We start from the raw sequence: 24,980 nt of genomic DNA on the forward strand, positions 1-24,980 counted from the left end.
CGAATAGATAATGTATGTCTCGTAAGACTATAATTGAATTGCAAGGAATATTTTACTAATCGCTAGGGGGTTTCAGAATGGCAATGAGTAAAAAATTGACTGTGGTGGCGGTATGTGCCGTTGGATTGACGATGCTAACAACAGCTTGTTCGGAAGGGGACAAGAAGGCGGAAGAACCGCAAAAGAAAGAGGAAACAAAGCAAACGGACGCGCCGAAGAAAGTGGTCGAAGACGGTCCGTTAGGCAAATACGACCCGCCAATCGAAGTTCATTCGGTGCGTATCGGCATGCCGGATGACCGCTTCAAAAATGGCGACACGATGAAGAACAATGCATGGACGAAAGAATACGAAAGCGCTCTTGGCATCAAGCTGGTTTACGATTGGATCGGCGATCCGAGCACCGATCCGAACAATAACACCAAATTGGACGTTACGATTGCATCTAATGAAATCCCCGATGTGTTTGGCGTAAATGCCAAGCAACTGAATCAGCTGATCAATGCAGATCAAGTGCAGGACCTAACGGAAGTATGGAACAAATACGCCTCTCCGCTACTAAAAGAAGTGGCGAACCAAGACGGCGGTCTTGCTTTGAAAGCGGCTACATTTAAAGGTAAATTGATGGCGATTCCAAAGTTCGGCGGCAACATTACAAGTGCTGACATCCTATGGATCCGGACCGACTGGCTGCAAAAGCTGAACTTGCAGGCGCCTAAAACGATGGACGATGTGATGAAAATTGCCGATGCGTTTGTGAAATCGGACCCTGACGGCAACAATAAAAAAGATACGTTTGGTTTTGCGATCAACAAGGAGCTGACTGGATTAACCGGGTACTTCAACGGATATCACGTATATCCGGGCCTTTGGGTGAAGGATGCATCCGGGAAGCTCGTCTACGGAGATGTTCAGCCTGAAATGAAACCGGCTTTGGCCAAGTTGCAGGAGATGTACAAAGCGGGACTTCTGGATCGCGAGTTCGCGGTAAAAGACGGATCGAAAGTCATCGAGTCCGTTTCGCAAAACAAAGTAGGCATTTATTATGGACAGAACTGGTACTCTTATTGGCCGTTTAATGATGCAAGAAAACAAAATCCAGGCATGGAATGGAAGCCTTTCCCAATCACATCGATCGACAGCAACGCTGCAAAACCCGGGGTCGGATTCCCAGTTAACGAATATGAAGTTGCGAAAAAAGGCTACAAGCATCCTGAAGTCATTGTCAAAATGCTCAACCTTTGGCTAGAACGCGCCTATGGCAAAACTGCGGACTGGGAGAAGTTTGCGGTTGCGAAGGACGGTACGGAAATTTTCCAATACCCGCTGTTTCAGGTATTCGCACCGAATAAGGACGTACCGGACAATTATGAAGCGGTTAAAGCTGCGGTTGCATCAAACGATACAGCCAAGCTGAATCCGGAACAAAAAGCGCTTTATGAGAAAATTGTAGCGTTCAAAAAAGGCGATGACTCGCAGTGGGCTACTTATCGTCAAGCCGGACCGACAGAATCCTCGTTCGAGGTGCTTGCCGGATATAAAGACAAGCTCCTGACAACCGAGTATTTGGGAGCCAATACACCGACGATGGTGGAAAAGAAGAGCGTGCTGGATAAGCTTCAAAATGAATCGTTCACGAAGATTATTATGGGTGCCGCACCAATTGAAGAGTTCGATAAATTCGTGGGACAGTGGAAGAAACTGGGCGGAGATCAAATAACGAAAGAAGTAAACGACTGGTATGCAGCACAAAAATAAACATTGGACCTGATGCAAGGAAAGGAGAGAGGATCCCGATCCTTTCTCCTATTTTTAAATAAGAGACCGCCTAAGGAAGGAGGGTGTCGATATGCACAAAAAGTGGCTCCGGGAACTTCCGCTGCATGCCATGATATTGCCAAGTCTTATTCTTGTCATTATTTTCAGCTATATTCCGATGGTTGGCATCGTGATTGCATTTAACAAATTTTCCCCCGTGAAGGGTTTTTTCGGGTCCCCGTGGGTTGGTTTCGATAACTTCCGATACATTTTTGAACTGCCGGATACGATGCAGGTCATTTGGAATACGGTGATCATCGCCGGCATGAAAATTGTAGCGGGACTTGTTGTTCCGATCGTGATCGCTCTTCTGCTTAACGAAATCCGCATTTCCTTTGTCAAGCGAGGGATTCAAACGCTGATATATTTACCGCATTTTTTGTCCTGGATCATTCTTGGGGGCATTCTCATCGATATTTTGTCCCCGACTTCGGGGATTGTGAATCAACTGCTCGGATATTTCGGAATCGAACCAGTGTTCTTTCTGGGGGATAACCGGTGGTTCCGTTATGTATTAGTTATTTCCGATATTTGGAAGGAATTTGGATTCAGCACGATTGTTTATTTGGCGGCGATTACCAGCGTGAACCCAAGTTTGTATGAAGCAGCCGTCATCGACGGCGCGTCCCGGCGGCAGCAAACGTGGCACATCACGTTGCCCGGTATTTTGCCCATCATCCTGTTGGTGACGACTTTGAGTTTGGGGAATGTGCTCAACGCCGGCTTCGATCAAGTATTTACGCTATATAATGCAACTGTATACGATACGGGAGATATATTGGATACGCTCGTTTACCGCACCGGCGTTGTCGATGCGCAGTACAGTGTGTCCACGGCCATCGGTTTGTTTAAATCCGTTGTATCTTTGGCGTTTATTAGCGTCTCGTACTGGCTGGCATACCGCTTTTCCAACTACCGCATTTTCTAAGGGGGCACCCAAGCATGTTTCATCGTCCGTCTTTTGGATACCGACTGTTTAATATTTGCAACTATCTGTTTCTCATTCTGATCGCCTTGCTCTGCCTTGCCCCAATGGTACATGTGCTAGCGATATCGTTCAGTACGAGCAGCGCGGCTTCGGCCGGTCTAGTTAAGCTTTGGCCAGCCCAATTTACGCTCGCCTCGTATTCGTTTATTTTGGAAAAATCCCAGTTCATTACATCGTTTGGCATTTCCATCAAGCGAGTTGTTCTGGGCGTCTCGGTCAGCATGCTTCTGTCGGTGCTGCTCGCCTATCCACTGTCCAAGGAAGTGAAGGATTTCCGCTTTAGAACGGTTTATGCCTGGATTTTTGTATTTACGATATTGTTTAGCGGCGGGCTGATCCCGTGGTATATGACAATCAAAATGACCGGGTTAATCGACTCGATCTGGGGACTTGTGCTGCCGGGCGCAGTTCAGGTGTTTAACGCGATCCTGTTGCTTAATTTTTTTCGCGGCTTGCCGAAAGAGCTGGAAGAATCTTCTTTCATCGACGGCGCATCCCACTGGACGACGCTTTGGCGCATCTATGTACCGATTTCGATGCCTGCACTTGCAACAATCATCCTTTTTACGTTTGTAGGCCAATGGAATTCCTGGTTCGATGGATTGATGATCATGAGTACACCTGAAAAATATCCGCTTTCCACCTATTTGCAATCGATTATCATTAAACCCGATTTTGCCAAAATCAGCATGATACAAGCCAAACATATGTCTGAAATATCGGATCGTACGACCAAAGCAGCCCAAATCATCCTTGGATCTTTACCGATTCTGATCGTCTATCCTTTTTTGCAAAAATATTTCGTAACCGGCATTGTAGTTGGCAGCGTAAAAGAATAACGGATAGAAGGAGTGGCATCATGACAAAAGTGAAAAGAGTCCATGTCGTTTTTAAAACGCATCTGGACATCGGTTTTACCGATATCGGGAAACATGTCGTCGACCGTTACATGAACCGGTTTATTCCTCAAGCATTGGAGCTGTCCGAGCTGCTAGCGCGGGAAGAGGGAAACGTGAAATTCATTTGGACGACCGGTTCGTGGTTGATCCACGAATTTTTAAATACGGCTTCGCCGGAAATGCGCGTGCGTATGGAGGAAGCAATAAGGGAAGGCCGCATTGTTTGGCACGGACTGCCGTTTACTACGCATACGGAAATTATGGATGCAACATTGTTTGAATTCGGCATTTCGCTTTCCAAGAACCTGGATCGCCAGTTTGGCAAAACGACGATCGCCGCCAAAATGACAGACGTTCCGGGACATACGATCGCTATGGTGCCGATGCTCGCAAAAAACGGTATTCAATATTTGCATCTGGGCGTCAATATGGTGTCCAAAAATCCGGATGTGCCCAAAGTATTCGTTTGGCGCGCAGCCGACGGTTCAGAGGTCATCGTCAATTACGCCGACAGTTACGGAAAACCTTTTCAAATGGATGGGCTTGAGGACGTCTTATATTTTGCCCATACAGGGGATAATCATGGTCCTTCCAGCATAGAAGAAATTCGCGCATTGTTCGCTCAATTGCAGCTCGATTACCCAGGAGCGGATATTATGGCCTCGACGCTTGACGCGTTTGCCGAAAAATTGCTCGCTCATAAACATCGGTTGCCAGTCATACGCGAGGAAATCGGGGACTCTTGGATTCACGGGGTCGCTTCCGATCCTTGGAAAGTGGCGAGGTATCGTGAACTTCTTCGTTTGCGCGACAGGTGGCTGGCAAGCGGCGAATTGGACTCGCAAAGCCCGCAATACGCTAACTTTTGCAATCGGTTAATGCTTATTCCGGAACATACGTGGGGATTGAATAATTCGGTGTATCTCGTTGATTTCGCCCATTATTCCGCCGCCGATTTTGCCGCAGCTAGAGCCCGCGATACAGTGAACGATACGAAAATGAAGAAATACGATTACCTTCGCCAGCTCGCGAGTGACAACAGATCCTTCAGCTATTACGAAAGTTCGTGGCAGGAGCAGCGCGATTATATCGAAGCGGCGCTTTCCCTACTACCCGAACGGTTGGCGAACGAGGCGTGGCAAGTGCTTGAACGGATGAGCCCCAAGCATGATGTCGATGTGGAAAGTTGCGCGTCTGCCATAGAGTTAAACGAGTGTTACGATTTGGGTCAGTTTCAAGTCAGCTTTGCTCCTGACGGATCGATCAATAAGCTGACGGATTGGTCAGGTAAACGATGGGCGGACGAAGAACACCGCTTAGGGACGTATCAATACGAGACGTTCAGCAAGGAAAGCTATGACCGCTTCTTCAACGAATATGTGACTAACCTGGACATTCATCACAGTTGGGCGGATAACGATCTTGGCAAACCTGGCATCGAGTATGCCGAGCCAAAGCCGGAGCATAGAAGGTACAAAGCGACAGCAAGGGCGCTTCGGCTGGAACAGCAGACGGATTTCGACGTTGTCCGTGCAGAACTGCATGTGCCGTCCGATGCGCAAGAGCATTATGGAGCGCCCGGAAAGCTGTCTGTCATTTACTCCTTTCATCGTAAAGAGCCAATCATCGACATTGAGCTGCAGTGGGAAAATAAAAGGGCGTGCAGACTTCCCGAAGCGAGTTGGTATTCCCTCGCACCGCTTGTCAATAACCCGAATCTATGGCTCATGGATAAGCTGGGCGAGCGGATTTCCCCGTTATTCGTCGTGAAAGACGGCAACCGAAATATGCATGGCGTGAACACCGGACTTTACTACGAAGGCGCGGACGGCAAGGCGGTTATCGAAACGTTGGACGCCCCTCTCGTCTGTCCGGGAGAGCCCCGTCTGCTGCAATTCGACAATACGTATGCACCGCTGGATGGCGGATTTCATTTCAATCTGCACAATAACGTTTGGGGAACCAATTTCATGATGTGGTTCGAAGACGACATGAAATTCCGTTTCAGACTCATGCTGCAGTCGAATCGAATATAAGGAGTTCGGACCCAGGTCCGGTTCTCGACCAGAATTCATGCAAAGAGGATGGGATGGAATGAAATATCCGTATAGTGATGCGGCGCTGCCGGTGGGGAAGAGGGTCGCCGATCTGCTTGGACGAATGACGACCGATGAGAAAATCGGGCAGTTGATCCAGCTTTTCGGTTGGAAAGCTTATGTCCACAAGGATGGAGCGATAACCATAGCCGATGATTATAAAGAAAAGCTGGCTCGTGGCGGTATTGGCTCGTTTTACGGTTTTTTGCGCGCCGATCCCTGGACTGGCGTGACACTGGAATCTGGTCTTGCGCCGAAGGAAAGCGCGGAAGCAGTCAATCTGGTGCAGCGCTATGCCATTGAGAATTCACGCCTCGGCATTCCGGTTTTGTTCGGAGAAGAATGCGCCCATGGGCACATGTCGATCGGCGCAACTGTTTTTCCTGTGCCAATCGCTGCTGCCAGCACATGGAATCCGGAGCTCTTCGAGCAGGCGTGTTCGGCGGTAGCTGAAGAAACGCGTTCCCGGGGAGGCGCTGCAACTTATTCGCCGATACTCGATATCGTTCGCGATCCGCGCTGGGGTCGGACGGAGGAAACGTTTGGGGAAGATCCCGTCTTATGCGCTGAGATGGGGACGGCGGCCGTCCGTGGGTTGCAGTCCGGGCTGCCGGATAGAGGAATTGCGGCGACAGTTAAACATTTCGCCGCATATGGCGCCTCTATGGGCGGGCGCAACGGCGCTCCGGCGAATATCGGCCCGATCGAGCTGCGGGAAAAAGACTTATACCCGTTCGAGAAAGCTATCGAAGCCGGGGCCTTGTCTGTCATGACGGCTTACAATGAAATTGACGGCGTTCCGTGTACTTCGAACCGGGAGCTGTTAACAGATATACTTCGAGATACGTGGGGCTTCGACGGTTTTGTCATTACCGATTGCGGAGCGCTCGGCATGCTGGCGGGAGGCCACCGAGTTGCAGAGGACGGACAGAATGCAGCGGCGCTCGCTCTACAGGCGGGTGTCGATATGGAGATGTCCGGCGAGGTGTTCGAAGCGCATTTGCGCGAAGCGGTCGATAACGGGATCGTGCCGATGGGAACCTTAGACCAGGCAGCAGCTCGCGTGTTGTCCGTCAAGTTCAGACTCGGCTTGTTTGAGAATCCATATGTTGATCCCAAACGAGCGGAGTCAGTCTCCGAACGCGGAGAGCATCGCTATTTAGCGCGTAAGATGGCGCAGGAAGGAATCGTTCTGCTGCAGAACCGAAACGGCCGGCTGCCACTCTCCAAAGCTATTCGCCGTATCGCGGTGATCGGTCCGAACGCGGCCAACCGCTACAACCAGCTCGGCGATTACACGTCGCCGCAGCCGGCGGACGCGATTGTTACCGTGCTTGGCGGCATTCGCAGCAAGCTTGGGCCGGATGCCGAGGTGCGCTACGCCGAAGGCTGCCGGGTTTGCAGCGTGGACCGTTCGCAAATTGGCGAAGCGGCAGCGCTTGCCCGTTGGGCGGATGCGGCCGTTGTCGTTGTTGGCGGTTCAAGCGCCCGGCAGTTCGGCGACAATATGATCGACCAGACGACTGGTGCGAATCTCGTGCAGGACACGTCGGTCGATATGGATACAGGAGAAGGTGTGGACCGCAGCGATCTGGCGTTGTCCGGCGTACAGCTTGAGCTCGTTCAAGCTGTATTTGATACGGGTGTCCCGGTCGTCGTGGTATTCGTGAACGGGCGGCCGGTAAGCGAGCCGTGGATCGCCGAGCACATCGACGCTGTATTGGAAGCGTGGTATCCCGGCCAGGAAGGAGGGCACGCGGTCGCGGATATTTTGTTCGGCGACTGCAATCCTTCCGGCAAGCTCCCGGTTTCCATTCCGAAGAACGTCGGACAGTTACCCGTCTACTACAACGTTAAAAAAACGAATGGCAAGCGTTACCTGGAAACGGATACGGAGCCGCTGTACCGTTTCGGTCATGGGTTAAGCTACACGACGTTCGCGTACTCCGGCCTGACAGTCGCCCCCGAGCGGATTACCGCAGAGGATGAGGCGTCCGTGACCGTGCGAGTGACGAATACGGGTTCGGTTGCCGGACAAGAAGTGGTGCAGCTTTACATTCGCGATGAAATCTGTTCGGTAACGAGACCTGTGATGGAACTGAAACGGTTTGCGAAAATAGCGCTTGCCCCAGGCGAAGAGAAAACGGTCACTTTTACGCTTGGCAGAGATCAGCTTCAATTCGTCGACCAGTCGCTTGGGCGGATTGTTGAGCCGGGACGGTTCATGATCTATGTTGGCGGCGATCCGACGGCGCTGCTGACTGCGGAACTGATTGTCGAGCGTTCGATGAAAAACAATTGAATCGAACCTGTTCTTTTGCTCATTGAGGTAAACGGGATTTCATATCATTCATAGGTAAGGGAGAGCTGCACAATATGATCAAAACAAACCGGAAATGGCGCATTTTCGTCATTCACCATTCCCATACGGACATCGGCTATACGGAAAGACAAGAACGGATCGAGCAGTATCACGTAGACTTTATACGACAAGCGCTGCAAATTTCGAAGGATGCCCGATCAGGGACGCGCAGCGAGTGGAGCGGCTTCAAATGGACTTGCGAGACGTTTTGGGCAGTCGAGCAGTTTTTGAAGGAAGCAAGCGCGGAAGAGAAAAACGATTTTGCTGAAGCCGTGCGGCGAGGCGATATTGAACTATCGGGAACGTATCTCAACATGACCGAGCTGCCCGATTACGACCTTCTGCGATCCATTCACTCGAAAGCGGCCGAATACGGGCGTTCGATCGGTTGCCAGGTTGATTCGGCAATGACGGCCGATATTAACGGCTATAGCTGGGGATATGCACAAAGCTTGGCGGAAGCGGGCATCCAGCACCTGTTTTCGTGTATTCATACGCATCACGGGATGTTTGCGCTTGGCCGCAAGCAAATTCCGTTCTGGTGGGAGACGCCAAGCGGCGACAAGCTGCTCGTTTGGAACGGAGATCACTACATGTTTGGCAACGAATTAGGGTTGTGCCCGGATGCGGTCAACAGTTACTTGATCCGTGATGAGTTTCATACGCCGGGGATTGTAGACAACCGCTTCGAAATCATGACCACTCGAATCGAACGTTATTTAAACAAGTTGGAGGAGGAGCAATATCCATATGATTTTGTCCCTGTCATGGTACAAGGGCTGGCTACAGATAATGGTTCGCCTAACGGGGAGATTGCGGAAGTGATTCGGAAATGGAATGCGGATAACGGGGACGAGGTTCGTATCGAGCTGTCAACGTTAAGCGAATTTTTCCGGCATCTGAAAGAGCAAGAAGCCGACATTCCGGTATATCGGGGAGATTGGCCGGATTGGTGGTCGGACGGGATAGGGTCCACACCGATGCAGACGCAAATATACAAGGATGCACAGCGCACGCTGCGCAAAGTCAAACGGCTTGATCCGCAAAAGCAAATCGTTGACTCGGCGGAACTGTCCGAAATCGAGCAGCAGCTTATCATGTATGCCGAGCATACGTGGGGATTCCATGCGTCGGTTCATTCGCCTTGGCATTGGAACGTCCAGATGCTTGAGGTTCGCAAGCTGGCTTATGCAGCGAACGCGAGCCGGCTGGCTCACAGCGCTTTGGATAAAGTGCGCAACGCCTTGGACGGCTCTCTGCTGCACCCGGGACGCCCGTTCCGTTATCGTGTCGTCAACACGGAACTGCATCCTTCCAAGCAGCTTGTCGATTTGGAGTGGGACGGCTTTGAGAACGAACGGTTCAAAGACGGACTGGAAGTCGTTGAAGAAAGCAGCGGGCATGTCGTCCCTTCTCAACGAGGCTATCAGACGGTTACGGTCGAAGCGGACTTAAAGCCGGGCGAGCAGAAACAATTTTTCATCCGGCCGGCGAAAGTTTCAAAAGCGAAAACGACGAGCAACTTCAAGCTGGTCGGTGTTGACTCGGTTAATGACATCGAGGATATGCACCCGCACGGCGGAGAGCCTGAAATGTTCGTCATTTCGCAGTATGCCATCGAATCACCGTTTGCGGTCATCCGTTGGAGCGAAGACGAAGGGATCGTCTCGTGGGTGAACAAGGAAACCGGCGAAGAGATGATCCGTGAGGACCGGAAGCATGGAGCGTTCACTCCCGTGTACGAGGTGACGCCGGCGGTTGATCCGATCAACCCGAGCAGCATTTACACCGCCCGTTCTTCGATGGGCCGCAACCGGAAAGGGCTGAATGTGAAGCGCTCGGCCGGACGTTTGTTGAAGGCAAAAGCGGTTGGGAGCGGTCCGTTGTACGGCGTCGTCGAGCTCCAGTTTCAAACGCCGGGGATGAGCTATTATTCGCTGTTCTTAAAGCTTTATGCGACGATCAACCGGGTCGATGTCGCCGTTCGCTTTCATAAAGACAGCGTGTGGGAGCCGGAAAACGTCTATATTTCACTCCCGTTCACGAACGGAAGCTTAGACAATGAAACGTTGTGGCTAGATAAGTCCGGAGCGCTCGTGCGTCCATGGACCGACCAGCTGCCAGGAACCCTGCTCGATTATTCTTGTGTTCAAGAGGGGCTAGCGTTTGTAAGCGACGACCGTTCGCTGATGATCGCTACCCCGGATACGCCGCTCATCCAGTTAGGATCTTTGGAGCATGGCAAAAGACTGCTGCATACGCAGCAGCGGGAAGATACCGAGCGACAGCTGTACGCTTGGGCGATGACCAATTACTGGGAAACGAATTTTAAAGCAACACTCGGCGGATTCTACGAATTCCGTTATTACTTAGGATGGAGCAAAGGTATCGGTACAGCGGATCAAGCGATCGGTCGCTGCCAAGCAATGAGCTCCGGCTTTACGACGTGGCGAATTAAATAATTTGACGATCAACTTAGTAGGTAGATGTAGGAGTGAATGACGATGAATGTTGTGGCCGTCAGGTTCCGGCAAATCAACGCTGATGAACATTATCGGGTGTTTGGATGTTGTAGATAAAGGTATCTATGATCTGGATGGTCAAGCAATAAATGTACTTAAGGATTCTGGGCTTGCTGAGATTCGTAATCAGAAGATTGGCTTTGTTTTTCAGAGTTTTATTGCTGCCGAGGTTAAGTGCTTATGTGAACGTAGAGTTGCCATTGATCTATCGGGGACAAACAAGATCGGACAATTATTTTGATTACGCATGATTTATTGATTGCGCAGCAGGCGAAGCGGATTGTGCGGATTCGGGATACGGTTATATAAAGATGTTTAATTGGTGAATTATAAGACCGGGACTCCTTGGAAATAAGGGGTTCCGGTTTGTTTTTAATAAATTGTTTGATTTTGAATGAAAATGGTACGGCATTCAACGAACGGGCAGGATAATATAGTTCAATACTAGAATTTATTTGAAGTACTATGGGGTTGGTTATGTCTGTAACGGAAAACACATTCTTTCAAACTGGAACCCAATTAGGATTGAGAGCAAAATTCAGAGAGAGGTTATAGATTTTCCAAGCTATATTGTTCCGGTTTTTCGTGATACTGCAGTAAATGTTTTAGAAGAATTTATTAAATCTAATGATGCACGATCATTCACCAAGGAGATAGGAACTCTTGAAAAATTTCATGAAAAAGATGAACTCCTCATTGTTCGCAAAGGTTTTTATTGCCGTTATTTTCATTCAAACGATCATTATATTGTTAGGTGGTCAAATGAACATTATCCGTGTAGATCAATTTATCCAAGAACGGGAGTATGAGTATGCTCGCACAGATATACGTAATATCCAGGATGCTTATAATCATAAATTACAGCAAATACGCTCAAACGTATTCTCCTTGTTTTTTGAAACCAATCAAAGCGAATCTGTTTTGGAGAAAATCAAAAGATATAATGGAACCACGCAAGTTAATGATTTAAAGCTGAAAGCGGAAATTGAACAAATGTTGCAGTCAATGGCTTATGCAGATATGAATATACATTCGATATTGTTTATAAGAAATAAGGATGAGGCAAATTTCGCGTTCGTCAGGTATTTTGATCCAAGACGGTTGCCTAATTTCAAAACAATGACTTCTCTTTTGGATGATGAGTACGTGAGAGTGTATCCGGTAGGCGAAGCAGGAATAAATGAAACCCTTGGTAACAACGCGCTAGTATTTATATTAAAAGTGAACGATCCAGTTGATCTTGTTAGTAGTAAACCAGTCGGTAACCTGATTGTGAGTCTGAATACCATATCTCTGCAACAAGAGGGCAATCATCTCAGATCAGATTCCATGGTCGAGTTGAAGAATGCTAACGGAAGGATTCGGATGTGGGGCAACTCGATTCCCATGGAGGCTCGTCAGAAAAATATCGATACGGAACAACTCGCATCGACAAATTATTTCATTACTCAAGTCAGCAACCTGACTGATGACATGACTTTTACTATGATGATTTCCAAAGAAAAGCTGATCGATAACATACATGCCATGAAGAAAAATGAATGGATTACGCTCGGGGCCATCATTGTCTTAAATATATTTGTGGCATACTACATCTCAAGAATTTTATCTTCGCGGGTCATCACCTTAACCCGAAATATGCGGAAATACAAACCCGGGGAATTCATCCAGCCAATCAAGGTGCAAAAAAACGATGAATTCACAGTTTTGGAAGATACATACAACCAATTGATTCAAAAGTTAACTGAATTCATCCAAAAAGAATATGTCCTCGAGATCAAGTCGAAAGAGGCGGAGCTGCAGTTGCTTCACTCACAGGTCAATCCGCACTTTTTATCCAATATGTTAGAAATCGTTCGTATGCAGGCCATCAAAGAAAACAACTTAAGTCTGTCCGACACGATCTATCGGTTAAGCGAAATTTTCAGATGGAATATTAGAAATAAAGAAACGGTCGTGACTCTTTACGAGGAGCTTTACTATGTAGAATATTACTTGAAGCTCCAAGAATTCCGTTATCCTAAATTGCAATTTCGCATTGTTTTCCCGTCTCATCTTCAAAATCATCGTATCGTCAAGTTTTCGGTGCAACCGATCATCGAGAATATTTTCAAGCATGCCATGAATAAAGGAAAAGAAATTGAAATTCAAATTAAGGTGTCAGAAGATCATGAATTGATTAAAGTAACCGTCATGGATAATGGCAAAGGAATTGCGCCGGATGAACTGGTTCGACTAAGAGCCAGTCTCCAAAAGCCGATGTTGGATTCGAAAGATGCGCCATCCATTGGAATCATGAATGTGCATGCAAGACTGCGATTAATCTTCGGGGAGCAATTCGGATTGGAAATCGATAGTCGGATCAGCGAAGGTACCGAAATTACACTTTATATTCCGAAAATCGAGGTGAACCTATGAGTCAATTTATGCGAAAAGTAATCATTGTCGACGATGAGCCGATGATACGTGAAGGTTTGAATTCCATGATCGCTTGGGAGAGCTTAGGTTTTGAAGTAGTCGGACTGTTCGAGGATGGGGAGGATGCGTGGGCATTTCTTCAAACTCATAAGCAGATCGACTTGGTTATAACGGATATACAAATGGATATTTGCACAGGATTGGAATTGCTAAGAAGGGTCCGAAGGGCCGATTATCGCTCCAGAGTTCTGATCATTAGCGGATACGATGAGTTCCATTATCTTCGCGAAGCGATGACGATGGGCATAGACAACTATTTGCTAAAGCCTATAAATAAAGATGAGCTGATAAGTTCTCTTGGGCAAATCCAAGAATCCCTTCTCATAGAGTATCGTAAATCCCAAGAGTTGTTCGAAGGAACTCTGCTTATGAAAAATAATATTTTGAATCAGATCGTGATGAACAACTACTCCATACGAGACGTCATCGAGAAGTGCGAAATGTTGAACATCGACCTTCAAGAGGGCGGGTTTCAAGTCGTTGTCATGGATACCATCACAAGACAAAGGAATGTTTCATTGTTAGCCGAGAGGCAACTATGCGAATTTGCTATTCGTAATGTGGCTCAAGAATCAATCGGGGAAAATGGTATCGTATACATCTTTGGGAATCAAAGTAGTCAAACGATTTTCTTATTTGCTGGAATTAACCAATCCAGCCAAGCTGCAATAAGTAACCGAATGGAAGATATCGCGGGTTTAATACTGAATGTGCTAAAAATTCAAGTCGTTGCGTTCATCGGCAGGCCCTGCGCCTTCTGGAGAGATATTCATCTATCTTATCAAAGCGCAATGGAATTGTATGACTATCGCTATTTCGTCGATACTGCATCGATCATCGATTATACGAAGAAGGATCGTGAAACGAAGAAAGAAGCTTTTTCCAAGGAGCTGGGTATCAGTCAATTGAATCAATTATTGGAAAAGCAAGCGTATGAGGAAACTCTCATCGAGTTGGAACGCTTCGGAGAGCGTTTTCGTGAAATCTTGGTGCCGGATGTTCACATAATCCGAACTGCTCTAATCGACTTTGCATTAAGATGTTTGAGTAAACTTCGCGAAATGGAATTTGAGATTCTTGAGCATGCAAGCGATTTTCAGAGATCCGTAGATGAGCTATTCTATGCCGACAGCAAGGAAAAGCTGTACGAGCATTTTTGGCAAATAGCCAGTACGTTGCTTCAAACTTTGCAGAAGCTTAAGATGAACAGAAATACAAATATCGTGGAAAAAGTGATTAAATTCATCGATGCTCACTATATGGAGGGATTGACCTTGCAGCAATTATCGCAGCAGTTTCATATCTCGGCGCCTTATCTAGGAAAGCGTCTGAAGATCGAATTGGGGCAGCAATTCAACGAGTATTTGCATCATGTGCGAATTAACAAGGCGAAAAATCTTTTATTGATTTCCGATGAAAACGCCAAGGATATCGCCGAAAAAGTTGGCTATACCGAGACGAATTACTTTTACAGTCAGTTCAAAAGAATTACCGGCAAATCCCCCATGGAATTTAAAAAAGGAATATAAACCCTGTATGATAAAATGCTTCTGGATGAGCGTCATATCCTGGGGCATTTTTTTAATAAAACTGTGCAGAAATTAAAAGTGCATTAATATATAGAGTCAAACTTTAATTTCTGCACTTTTTGTAGGTCAGGGATGATTTTATAATTAATAATGTAAAGAAAATCACTCAAGGGGGTAACAAAATGAAAAAAATCTTGAACTTAAGCTTGGCGATGATCATTACGACTGCCCTTACTGGATGCGGGTCATCCACTTCGTCAAATAATTCGTCGAATGCATCCGTAACTGCATCCGCAGCGCCTACGAAATCAGCCGCAGAAACGCCAGCAGCGAAAGAAAAGCCAGCTGAACTAAGTGTACTTGTGTTCGAGACGCCTAACTTGACAGCACAGTATTGGGATGCCGCGATTAAGAGATTTACCGACAAACATCCTAACATTAAGGTGAACAAAATCGTATCACCCGATACTGATCGTACAAAATACGCCAAACAATTGCTTGCGACAGGTCAGTTTCCGGATGTGTTAATGTCTGTTACCGTTCAAGATTTCCTCGCCTCCAAATCGATCATGCCATTCGAGGATCAGTATGTTAAAAAAGTGCCAGGCGCAGAGAAGCAAGCAATTGACGGAAAGGTTTATCAGCTTGCATGGGGCGCGCAAACGATCCCTTACATTTACTATAACAAAAAAATGTTTGCAGCCGCAGGTGCGACTGAACCGAAAACTTGGTCGGAATTCGTGGATGTCACTGCAAAGCTTAAAAATTCCGGCGTAACGCCTTTGCTGTATGGTGGCGCTAAAGATGCTTGGTCAACAACGTTCCTGCTGGATGGCATTATCAGTGCAGATGTCTATGGCAAAGTACCTGACTGGGTCAACAAACGCAAAAAAGGCGAAGTGAAGTTCTCTGATCCGTTATTTAAAAACGCTGTGCTGAAATGGAAGAGCCTGTATGATTCGAAATCCTTCAACGAAGACGGATTAAGTATCGACTATTCTAAATTGCAAGAAGCATTCCTCAAAGGCAAAGGCGCGATGTATCCGATGGGATCTTGGTTCGTAGCTGCTGCTGATGGGCAGAAAGATATCGAAGTTGGGGTATTTCCGGTACCTACCGAAGATGGATCCATCATCAACGCATATGCTGTTGGCGGTCCTGCTAGTGTTAGCGCTTCGACTAAATTCCCTACAGAGGCGCAGATGTTTGCAACAGAATTTGTGACTGATCCAGTGACTGTCGCTGAAGTTGTTAAATCTGACGCATTAATTCCGTTGGAAGGCCAGAAAGTGGATTTTAAATATTCACCATTGTTCCAAAAAGTCATTGATATCAGTAATCAAGGCAAGAAAGTTAATGCATTCGGATGGGAAAACGGCGACGCAGCCATGATTGCCGGCATGACGGATGAAATTAACAAAGCCGCTCAAAATATTATTCTTGGCAAGTCCGTAGATGCAGAATTGGCGACACTGGATAAAAAATGGGATGAAATTGCTGCGCGCGCGAAGTAAGAGATAAAAATAAATAAATAGATGTTGGAACAGGGGGAAGGGAAGCATATATCTTCTCCCTGTTCTTAAAATCTGAAGGGTGTGGAGGCATTGAACAATCGGATTTCCAACTTCTTTCTCTTTGTATCTCATGGACTGATTATTTATTTAGTTTTTGTCATACTCCCGATTATCCTTTGTATTTATTATAGTTTCACAAATTTCAACCCGCTGTATACAGATTTTAAATGGGTGGGAATGGCTAACTATACGGATCTAATGAAAGATAGCTTATTCGGACATGCCATCATCGTTACTTGCATGATCGCTTTGATTGTGACTTTGGCGTCGAATGTGCTGGGATTGCTCTCAGCTCTTCTAGTGAACTTTAAAGGATGGATTTATAACACAGCCAGAACCGTTTTTTTCACCCCGCAAGTATTGAGTCCCGTTATTGTCGGTTTTATATGGTCCATTATTCTTACCAACGATGGCGTGTTGAACAAACTTCTGGGCTACATTGGTCTTAGTGGAACGAGTTGGCTTGCAAATACGAACATTGTTGTATATTCCATTATCGCCGTCATTGTTTGGCAATCGATGGGTTTTTGTACAGTCATCTTCCTCGCTATGCTGCAAAGCATTCCGAGCGACCTGTACGAAGCCTCTATCATAGATGGGTGTAATCGCTGGAAGAAGTTCAAGCATATCACGTTTCCGCTGCTTGCTCCGGGCATTACGATAAACACTGTTATGCTTTTAATTTCCAGCTTTAAAGTGTTCGACCAAGTTGTTGTATTGACTAACGGCGGGCCGGGCACGACCACTGAAACGATCTCTTTAAAAATTATCAATATGGGCTTCGTAGAGAATCAAATGGGTTACGCTTCAAGTATGGCTGTTGTTTTGTTTTTGTTAATTGGTAGTATTTCTGTTTTTGTGGTCAGCATTTTGAAACGCCGGGAGGTTGAATACTAAATGCTATCCGGATGGTTTGCAAGAGCACATGCTTTGTTTACGATTTGTATCACATTCATATTCTTCCTGCCCTTGTACTTAGTGCTTGTTAATATTTTCAAAGATAACAAGCTGGTTATGGCAAATCCTTTGAGTTTTCCAACTCATTTCACCTTGGAAAATCTAAAAGGCGTTCTATTAAGGCCGGATCATCTGATATTGACCAGTATGTGGAATAGTGTTGTGATTACAGTCATTTCTATAGTCGTCGTAATCGTTTCTTCGTCTATGGTGGCTTATTATCTAGTTAGAAACGATAGCAAGAAGACAAGATTACTGCTTATCTTTTTCCTGTTTGGCCTCATGGTGCCAACGTCCATTATTCTTATTCCGATCGTAAAAGTATTGATTGCTGTTCATTTAATGAGCACGAAGACTGGCCTCATTCTCTTTTACATGGGGTACTATGTTCCATTTGGCATTTTTATGTATTCAGGATTTATTCGGACCATACCGCGTGAGTTGGACGAAGCGGCAGCCATTGATGGATCAAGTCCACTGCGAACCTTTTGGACAATTATCTTTCCCTTGCTCGGTCCGTGTACCTCGAGCGTGATCATTTTCATCAGCTTATGGGTTTGGAACGATTTTCTAAATCCGCTTATTATTATCGGACCCATCAAGGGAACTACGATAACGGCAGGCATTTATCGAGTCATCGGACAGTTTTCGGTGAATTGGGGGCAAATGTTCTCGATGATGTTCATAGCTTCGCTGCCAATTATTGTGTTATACCTAGCACTCCAGAGACAATTCGTAGAAGGAATAACCTCAGGTTCATTAAAAGGTTAGGAAAGGATGATAAAAAATGTCAAAGATCAAAGAAGTGCTCGTGCTGCACCACAGCCATATGGATGTTGGATATACACATGCTCAGCCTATTTTGTTGGAAATGCAAAGGCATTATATCGATCAAGCTTTAGATATGTGCGAACGAACGGAAGAATGGGAGGAGGTCAATCGATTCCGTTGGACCTGCGAGTCAAGCTATCCTGTTCTGCGCTGGTTGGAAAAGGCGAAGCCAGCCCAAGTCGATCGCTTTAAACGCTTCTTGCATAACGGTCAAATGAGTATTTCTGGCTCTTACATGCATTCGACCCCGCTCTGCTCTGCGGAGGAACTTGCGAAAATGCTGTACCCTATCCGTCATTTACGAAGCCAATTCGATATCGAAATAAAAACGGCCATTCATCATGATATTAACGGTCAGCCATGGTCCTATAACCAGCTGCTGCTCGATGCCGGCATAGAGTTTTTCATTATGGGCGTCAACATCCACTTTGGCGGGGTTCCTTTCAATAGACCGAACGCGTTTCACTGGCAAGCACCGGATCGCAGAACATTGCTAACCTTCAATGGCGAACATTATTCGCTTTTCAGCCAAATCTGCGACGTCAATGCGAAGAATACGGACATCATGGCTCAGGGTCTGTCGAAATATTTGCGCAAAATTGAATCGAACCCGGAATATCCATTTGATTTTGCTTATTTAACCGCAACGAATCTGCCGCTGTACGATAACAACCCGCCTGACCGCGATTTGGCAGAATTACTTAAAACTTGGAACGGTGAAGACAGAGGAATTCAGATCTCGTTCGTAACGCCAGAACAATTATATGCAAGAGTTAGAGAGCATGCGGCAAACCTGCCTGTCCACGCAGGAGATTGGACGGACTATTGGAATTTTGGTTCAGCTAGTTCCGCCAAAGAAACCAAACTGAATCGCAGAACCAAGCAAGGCATGAAAGCGGTTGAACTGCTGGATGCTTTTGGGCGGGTAGACGATCAATCTTTTATCGAAACGAAACAGGAAGCTTGGAATCAAATCCTCTTATATGATGAGCACACTTGGGGGGCATTTAATTCGGTTTCGGAACCGGATCATCTCAATGTTGATATCCAATGGATGCATAAAGCCCATTATTCCTATATGGCAAATAGCTTAACAGGCTATCTGTTGAATACGCATTTGGAGAAGCTTGCGAACAATCCTTTGCAATCGGAAACACCGGAAGGTATCATGCTCGTCAATCCATCCTCGGTTGCTGTAACGCATGACTTACAGATTCCTTCCAGTTTTAAAACGCCAGGAAGACATTTAAGCGCAGACCGCATGAGACAAGTGCTGATGAATATCGAAAATAATCATGCGGGAGCAAGCTATGGCACGATTGCGCTGCCTCCCTTTAGCTGGCGTAAGATTCCGTTTCAAGCGCTTCGGGAAGTAGGGTTGTCACAGGAGATACTGGCTCACAAGGGTGTTATTGGCACGGATGGCGAAGGGCCGTGGTTTAGAGAGGTTACAGTGGAGCAGGGTAAAATTGAATCCCCATTCCATTCCTGCAGCTTCGATCCTTTGACAGGTCGAATTAAGAGTTTATTTGACAAACAGCAAGAATGGGAGGTGCTCGATCAATCCAGCCCGTGGACCCTTTTCCAATACATTCAAGAAACGGTTGATACGGTCTATCATTCAAATAACCGAAGCGCCATCCACCCTAGAGATATTGAAGATGGCAACAACAGCATTAGCCAATGGAACCATAACTGGAAGGCTAAAAGACTGACTTATACGCAATTTAATTACTGCCGTGTAGAGAGACACTCGAATAGTGCAACATTGATTATTAGTTGGGACGCGCCAGGCGTGGAGCAGTTGGAGCAGAGATTCACCTTTTTTAGCTACAAGCCAGATATTGAAATGAAGGCCACTTTCTTCAAACAAGACATCACGACACCTGAAGGGACTTATTTTACATTACCGTTAAATTTGAAGGCGTGGCGCTGCCATTATGATACTGCTAGTCAATTGGTTGAATTGGATACGCAGCAATTGCCTGGGGTGTCTAGGGATTATATCACGGTAGATAAAAGTGTATCGGTTTACGATGGGCTGCATTGCGTGACAATGAGCTGTCCTGATGCACCGCTCGTTCAGGTCGGTGACTTCAATTTCGGCAAAGAGCAGAAAACGATAGACAAGAAAGAAAAGCCTTTGCTGCTGGCTTGGCCGATGAATAATTACTGGGATACGAACTTCCGAGCACGTCAACCGGGTTTTGTTTCGTTCACGTATATCCTATCTACCTTCAGTTCCTTCGACCCAGTGAATACAATGATCTCGGCTACTCGAGCTGTTTCCTCCGTACTTGCATCTCCTGTCGTCGATTGTAAAGAAGAAAGTGCGGGTCAATTTGTTGAAGTAAGCGAAGATTGCGTTCAAGTATTCGATTTAAAGTCGGTGGAGGAAGGTAAGGGAATGCTAGTACGCCTTATCAACCATTCTGATCAAGAAGTCAATACGTCGCTGCGCTTTCCAAACCGAATGATTGAAGCGGCATTCAGAACAAATGTGTTGGAAGAAATTCAATCGGATATATCCGGCATTGAGAAGGGATCTTTTACCGTAAATCTGAAAGCAAAACAAATGCAGTATTTTCTAGTGATACTTAAGAGTTAGCTTTATAGTCTAATGACAGTAAACCTATAAGCATGAAGTACTTGGGGGAGGTGATGGAGCCTGACGTTCAGATTTTGTCTGAAGAGTCGTTTGCGAATAATTCATACACCTCCATAATTACTTGACAAAGCACCTTCGAAGTTAGATTCAAATTAATAAATTATGGAAGGATCGAATCAACAAATCGATGCACACGTATTTTGCGCTCTATTGATTTAATCGGAAGACAAACCCGATCAAGAGGAGGATTACTATGAAACTTTCAAGGACACTGAAACGCATTAATTCGGTGGCGCTGATCCTTAGTCTTTGTTTAAATGCGACGGCCTGGAGTTTGCCATCCGTGTTGGCGGCTGACGACATCGACGCGGTTGAATCAGGCGATGTAGTCCCGGGAATGCAATTCGCAAAAACAGTGGGTATAGATGACTGGGGGACCATCAGTGAGATCGTAGGCAAGAACTACGGAGAATGGAACGGCGACAGTTACAGTGGCGCCTATTCCGACAAAATGCCCAACACGGCGCTGCTTGGTAACGGCGATGTGGGTATAACATCAGCAGGGGCGAAAGAGCAAAAGACGTTCCTCATCTCAAAATCGGACTTCGTATCGGCGGGAAATCTGCAAGGCGTGTTTAACAGCGGAGACAATCTGACCAAACCTCTGCCCATCGGCGGTATCACGATCCAGCAGCAAACCTTGCAGGAAGACAATCCGAATTTAGCCCCGACTTATAAAGCTGTCACCGCAAGCAGCCAGCATGACGCCTTCTATCCGGTCAACGCAGTCAACGGCAACATGCAGCCGTCCTCCAGCGGCTACGGCTGGGTGACGGCGGTCGGCAGTACCCACTGGCTGGATCTTGATTTTGTCGCACCGATCACTGTGCAGCGTTGGGTAGTCAAGAACGACGGTGCTGTACGAAGCGGCTTCAGCATGAACAACACGAGCGCGTTCCGCCTGCAAGTCAGTGAAACGGGCGGCCCGGGTGCTGAGTGGACAGACGTGTCCGTGGTCGGTAACAACACAATGGATGTGTACGATGAGAACCTGACCGCACCGGTCACCTCCGCGCATTTCCGGCTGTACATAACCAATCCGCTGCAGCAGAGCAATACCGATCCCAATCCACGAGCCAGAATCGGACAGTTTGAACTCTATAAGCGTCCGCAGCAAACAGCACCCGTTCCGTGGAATCCGAACCTTGCGCTGAATCGGCCGGTGAAGGTTGACGATTTCCTGTCCGGCTTCGGTCCGGAGCTTTTGGTTGACGGCATATCCAACGATACCAATAAGAAATGGGTTACCACAAATCTTGCGACCCCGCACTGGGCGATCATAGATTTGGGAGAGCCTAAGACGATTGCCAGCTATAGATTGTATAATGCAAGCTTGGTGGGCGAGCCTGTTACGCGCAACACCAAGGATTTTGCGCTGCAATACCTGCCTGACGAGAACGGCGTTACATGGGACAACGTCACAGCGCAGAGTGGTTGGGTCAATATGGACTCTGTGACAGGAAACAACGACGCTACTGTAAACAGAAATTTATCCGCTCCGGTCACGGCGCGCTATGTGCGGCTGTGGGTCACTAAAGCATCTACAGAGGTGGGCAAGGAGTTTGTGCTGCGTATCCATGAGCTGGAACTCTACAGCACCAGCAGTACTCCGACGTATGAGAAGCAGGATATCTTGAACTCGCAGATCCAGACCAAGCTGAATATCAATGGCGTAATACTGTCGATGAAAACATGGCTATCCTCCTCGAAAAACCTGTTGGTTACAGAGCTCACGTCTCTGGGGTCCAAGCCGGTGGATCTAGAGGTGAACACCTGGGGCAAGGCGGATAATCGAAACTTCCCGGCCACTGCCAATAAAGTTGACGGATACGCGGTAGCCACAAGGGCGACGTTCAACAACGCTCCGCTCAACCCGAACTCATGGACATCGAAGGCGGCTCTCGCAACCAAGGTGCTGGGCGCTGAAAGTACGGTCTCTGTCAACAGCTTGAAAGGCACGGGCACCACGGCGTTTACGCTGGATGCCGGTCAGACGGTGCAGATCGTCACAGCGACCGGCGGCGGCGGAAAGACCTACGACGCAAAGAACAAACTGCTCACGACCGATCCGGTCTTCGAGGCGAGCGCTCTGCTGTCGTCGATCAACGGCGCTCAGGACGTTGAGTCCCTGCAGGCCGATCATCAAAGCTGGTGGAAAAATTTCTGGTCTGCCTCATATATCAACATCCCGGACTACGCCGACGTACAGAAATACTATTACGGGGCGCAGTATCTCCTCGGCAGCACCGCCAAATCCGGAAAAGTTGCCCCGGGACTTTATGGGGTATGGCACACCACCGACAACCCTAGCTGGTCGTCCGATTACCATCTCAACTACAACTTCATCGCCACGTTTTTCGGAGCCAACTCCAGCAACCGCTACGACCTGTCGCTGCCAGCCGGAGAGGCGATTTTGAGCTTCGTGCCTGAGGGCATAAGGCGCGCTGCGGACCCGAATCAGCTCAGACGTATCAACGCAGGCTACGTCAATAGCCGTCCGGATCTGCAAAATGGAATCGCTGACGCGGTTTTGTATCCGGTGGGTATTGGACCGTGGGGCACCATCACGGACGATAATTATCTCTCCGAGGCGCTCAACGCCGCTTTCAGCAGCTATCCTTTGATTCAATATTACCACTATACGCAGGACGAAACGTATCTGGAAACCTACGTCTATGATTATCTTAAGAAATGCGCGAACTTCTATGACGCATGGCTCGACAAGACCGGCGACACGTATACATTGTACGCAGGTTACAACGAGGGCTCGTGGGCCAAAAACCCCGCGGTGGAACTTGCGGCGCTCAAGAATGTCTTGTCTGAGTTGATTGCCGCTAGCGTCACTCTGGACAGAGACGCGGATCTGAGGACGCACTGGCAGGATCTTTTCGATCACCTCGCTCCGCAGCCGACCAGTGTATGGAAAAGCAAGCAGGTCTATGCCCTCGCGGAAAAGGAGTGGAAGAATGGGCAGTGGGTAGATCTGGCCAATCCTGTCCCGGCCGACGGAAACATCATACCGCTGGACATCGTTGTCCCCGGCGGTCAGCTGGGTTACTACTCCTCGGACAGCGCGCAGCAGATCGCCAGAAACACAATCGATGTGTTCGGCACCAGCGCGTGGAGCCAGATCAACAATTTCCCCAGAATCTTCAACGACGCGGTTCACTCTAGATACCCCGCGGATGTTGTCTTAGGAAAAATGACCAACACGATCAGAGCCCAGATTCAGCCCAATCTGCGCATCAGTGATGGTGTGCACGGCGTAGAGAAGATCGGCGCGACCGAGGCGATCAACAGCATGCTGCTCATGAGTGACCGGGGCGTTATGAAGGTGTTCCCGAACTGGGTGAGCGGAAAGAACGCGACTTTTGCCAGACTGCGCGCGCCGGGAGCCTTCGTTGTGTCCGCTGCATACGACGGAGCTTCAAACGAGGTACAAAGCGTGACCATCAAGAGTGAGGCGGGCAAACCACTTACCGTTGCCTCTCCCTGGGCTGTGGGCGTCGATGTCTTTGACTCATCCGGCCATGAGATTGAAACCACCACCGGAACCGCCCCCAACTGGGAAAGCGAAGCCACTGTTACCTTTGATACCGTCGCCGGAGAGACATACATTTTGCGCAAGCTGATCCCGAAGACCACCGCAACGTTAAGTCCGGCTGCGCCTAACGGCAAGAACAGCTGGTACACGACGGATGTGACCGTAAGCTTATCCGTATACGCCAGTGTTTACGGAGGCTCCGTAACAACGGAATACCAAGTGAATGACAGTGAATGGATCGTTTACACCGGCTCCATTCCAGCTTTCGGTGACGGAACTTATAAGCTCGGATACCGCAGCAAGGACCAGGCAGGTAATGTAGAACAACTCAAAACGGTCGAATTTAAAGTTGACAAGATAGCTCCGACGCTTTCCATCCAGTTGGATAAGTACTCGATTTGGCCAGCGAATCATAAAATGGTGACGATCAATGCCACGCTGAATTCTAGTGATGCTACATCGGGCGTTGAATCCGTGGTATTAACGTCCATCACGAGCAATCAATTGGATAGCGGTAATGGCGACATTCAGGCCGATTTCGGTACACCCGCCACTTCATTTAGTTTGCGGGCCGAAAAATCACGCATCTATACAATCACATATACAGCTACCGATAAAGCGGGCAACAAATCGGTTGAATCTGTGGCCGTCACAGTACCTCATGATCAATCCGACAATCAATAAGAAAAAATAAACGTAAATGAAAGATCAACAT

13 protein-coding genes and 1 pseudogene are annotated in these 24,980 nt (G+C 47.6%); all 14 read left to right on the forward strand.

Translation table 11 applies throughout. The features are described from left to right. The first annotated feature begins 77 nt into the window (after nucleotides 1–77). On the forward strand, nucleotides 78–1,757 hold the full coding sequence (locus GC098_RS07415) for an extracellular solute-binding protein (protein ID WP_171642418.1): 1,680 nt from the start codon (nucleotides 78–80) through the stop codon (nucleotides 1,755–1,757). Between the two features lie 91 nt (nucleotides 1,758–1,848). After that, the gene (locus GC098_RS07420; protein ID WP_171642420.1) at nucleotides 1,849–2,745 is read left to right on the forward strand and encodes an ABC transporter permease; all 897 of its coding nucleotides are present in this window, start codon (nucleotides 1,849–1,851) and stop codon (nucleotides 2,743–2,745) included. 14 nt (nucleotides 2,746–2,759) lie between these two features. Next, the gene (locus GC098_RS07425; RefSeq protein WP_171642422.1) at nucleotides 2,760–3,644 is read left to right on the forward strand and encodes a carbohydrate ABC transporter permease; all 885 of its coding nucleotides are present in this window, start codon (nucleotides 2,760–2,762) and stop codon (nucleotides 3,642–3,644) included. Nucleotides 3,645–3,664: 20 nt separating this feature from the next. After that, nucleotides 3,665–5,740 (forward strand): DUF5054 domain-containing protein, encoded by a 2,076-nt coding sequence (locus GC098_RS07430; RefSeq protein WP_171642424.1) that lies wholly within the window; start codon nucleotides 3,665–3,667, stop codon nucleotides 5,738–5,740. Between the two features lie 58 nt (nucleotides 5,741–5,798). Beyond that, a complete protein-coding gene (locus GC098_RS07435; RefSeq protein WP_171642426.1) occupies nucleotides 5,799–8,102 on the forward strand; it encodes a glycoside hydrolase family 3 N-terminal domain-containing protein in 2,304 nt (767 codons plus the stop codon). Between the two features lie 74 nt (nucleotides 8,103–8,176). Next, the gene (locus GC098_RS07440) at nucleotides 8,177–10,624 is read left to right on the forward strand and encodes a glycoside hydrolase family 38 N-terminal domain-containing protein (protein ID WP_171642428.1); all 2,448 of its coding nucleotides are present in this window, start codon (nucleotides 8,177–8,179) and stop codon (nucleotides 10,622–10,624) included. A 55-nt stretch (nucleotides 10,625–10,679) separates the two neighbouring features. Beyond that, nucleotides 10,680–10,899 (forward strand): annotated as a pseudogene (locus GC098_RS07445) (ATP-binding cassette domain-containing protein); the annotation flags it as partial. A 448-nt stretch (nucleotides 10,900–11,347) separates the two neighbouring features. After that, nucleotides 11,348–13,102: a sensor histidine kinase gene (locus GC098_RS07450; protein ID WP_171642430.1), complete on the forward strand. Its 1,755-nt coding sequence runs from the start codon at nucleotides 11,348–11,350 to the stop codon at nucleotides 13,100–13,102. Further along, on the forward strand, nucleotides 13,099–14,691 hold the full coding sequence (locus tag GC098_RS07455) for a response regulator (RefSeq protein ID WP_171642432.1): 1,593 nt from the start codon (nucleotides 13,099–13,101) through the stop codon (nucleotides 14,689–14,691). The genes GC098_RS07450 and GC098_RS07455 overlap by 4 nt, the downstream gene beginning before the upstream one ends. Nucleotides 14,692–14,873: 182 nt before the next feature. Then, the gene (locus GC098_RS07460) at nucleotides 14,874–16,205 is read left to right on the forward strand and encodes an ABC transporter substrate-binding protein (RefSeq protein WP_171642434.1); all 1,332 of its coding nucleotides are present in this window, start codon (nucleotides 14,874–14,876) and stop codon (nucleotides 16,203–16,205) included. Between the two features lie 237 nt (nucleotides 16,206–16,442). Continuing rightward, complete coding sequence (locus GC098_RS07465; protein WP_246358482.1) at nucleotides 16,443–17,162, forward strand: carbohydrate ABC transporter permease; 720 nt, start codon at nucleotides 16,443–16,445, stop codon at nucleotides 17,160–17,162. Continuing rightward, on the forward strand, nucleotides 17,163–17,993 hold the full coding sequence (locus GC098_RS07470; protein WP_171642436.1) for a carbohydrate ABC transporter permease: 831 nt from the start codon (nucleotides 17,163–17,165) through the stop codon (nucleotides 17,991–17,993). A gap of 16 nt (nucleotides 17,994–18,009) precedes the next feature. Continuing rightward, entirely contained in the window at nucleotides 18,010–20,661 is a 2,652-nt protein-coding gene (locus tag GC098_RS07475) for a glycoside hydrolase family 38 N-terminal domain-containing protein (RefSeq protein WP_171642438.1), read from the forward strand. Between the two features lie 253 nt (nucleotides 20,662–20,914). Then, complete coding sequence (locus GC098_RS07480; RefSeq protein ID WP_171642440.1) at nucleotides 20,915–24,949, forward strand: discoidin domain-containing protein; 4,035 nt, start codon at nucleotides 20,915–20,917, stop codon at nucleotides 24,947–24,949. Nucleotides 24,950–24,980: the final 31 nt, after the last annotated feature.

It is taken from the genome of Paenibacillus phytorum, from assembly GCF_013141715.1.
Classification (GTDB): Bacteria; Bacillota; Bacilli; order Paenibacillales; family NBRC-103111; genus Paenibacillus_E; species Paenibacillus_E phytorum.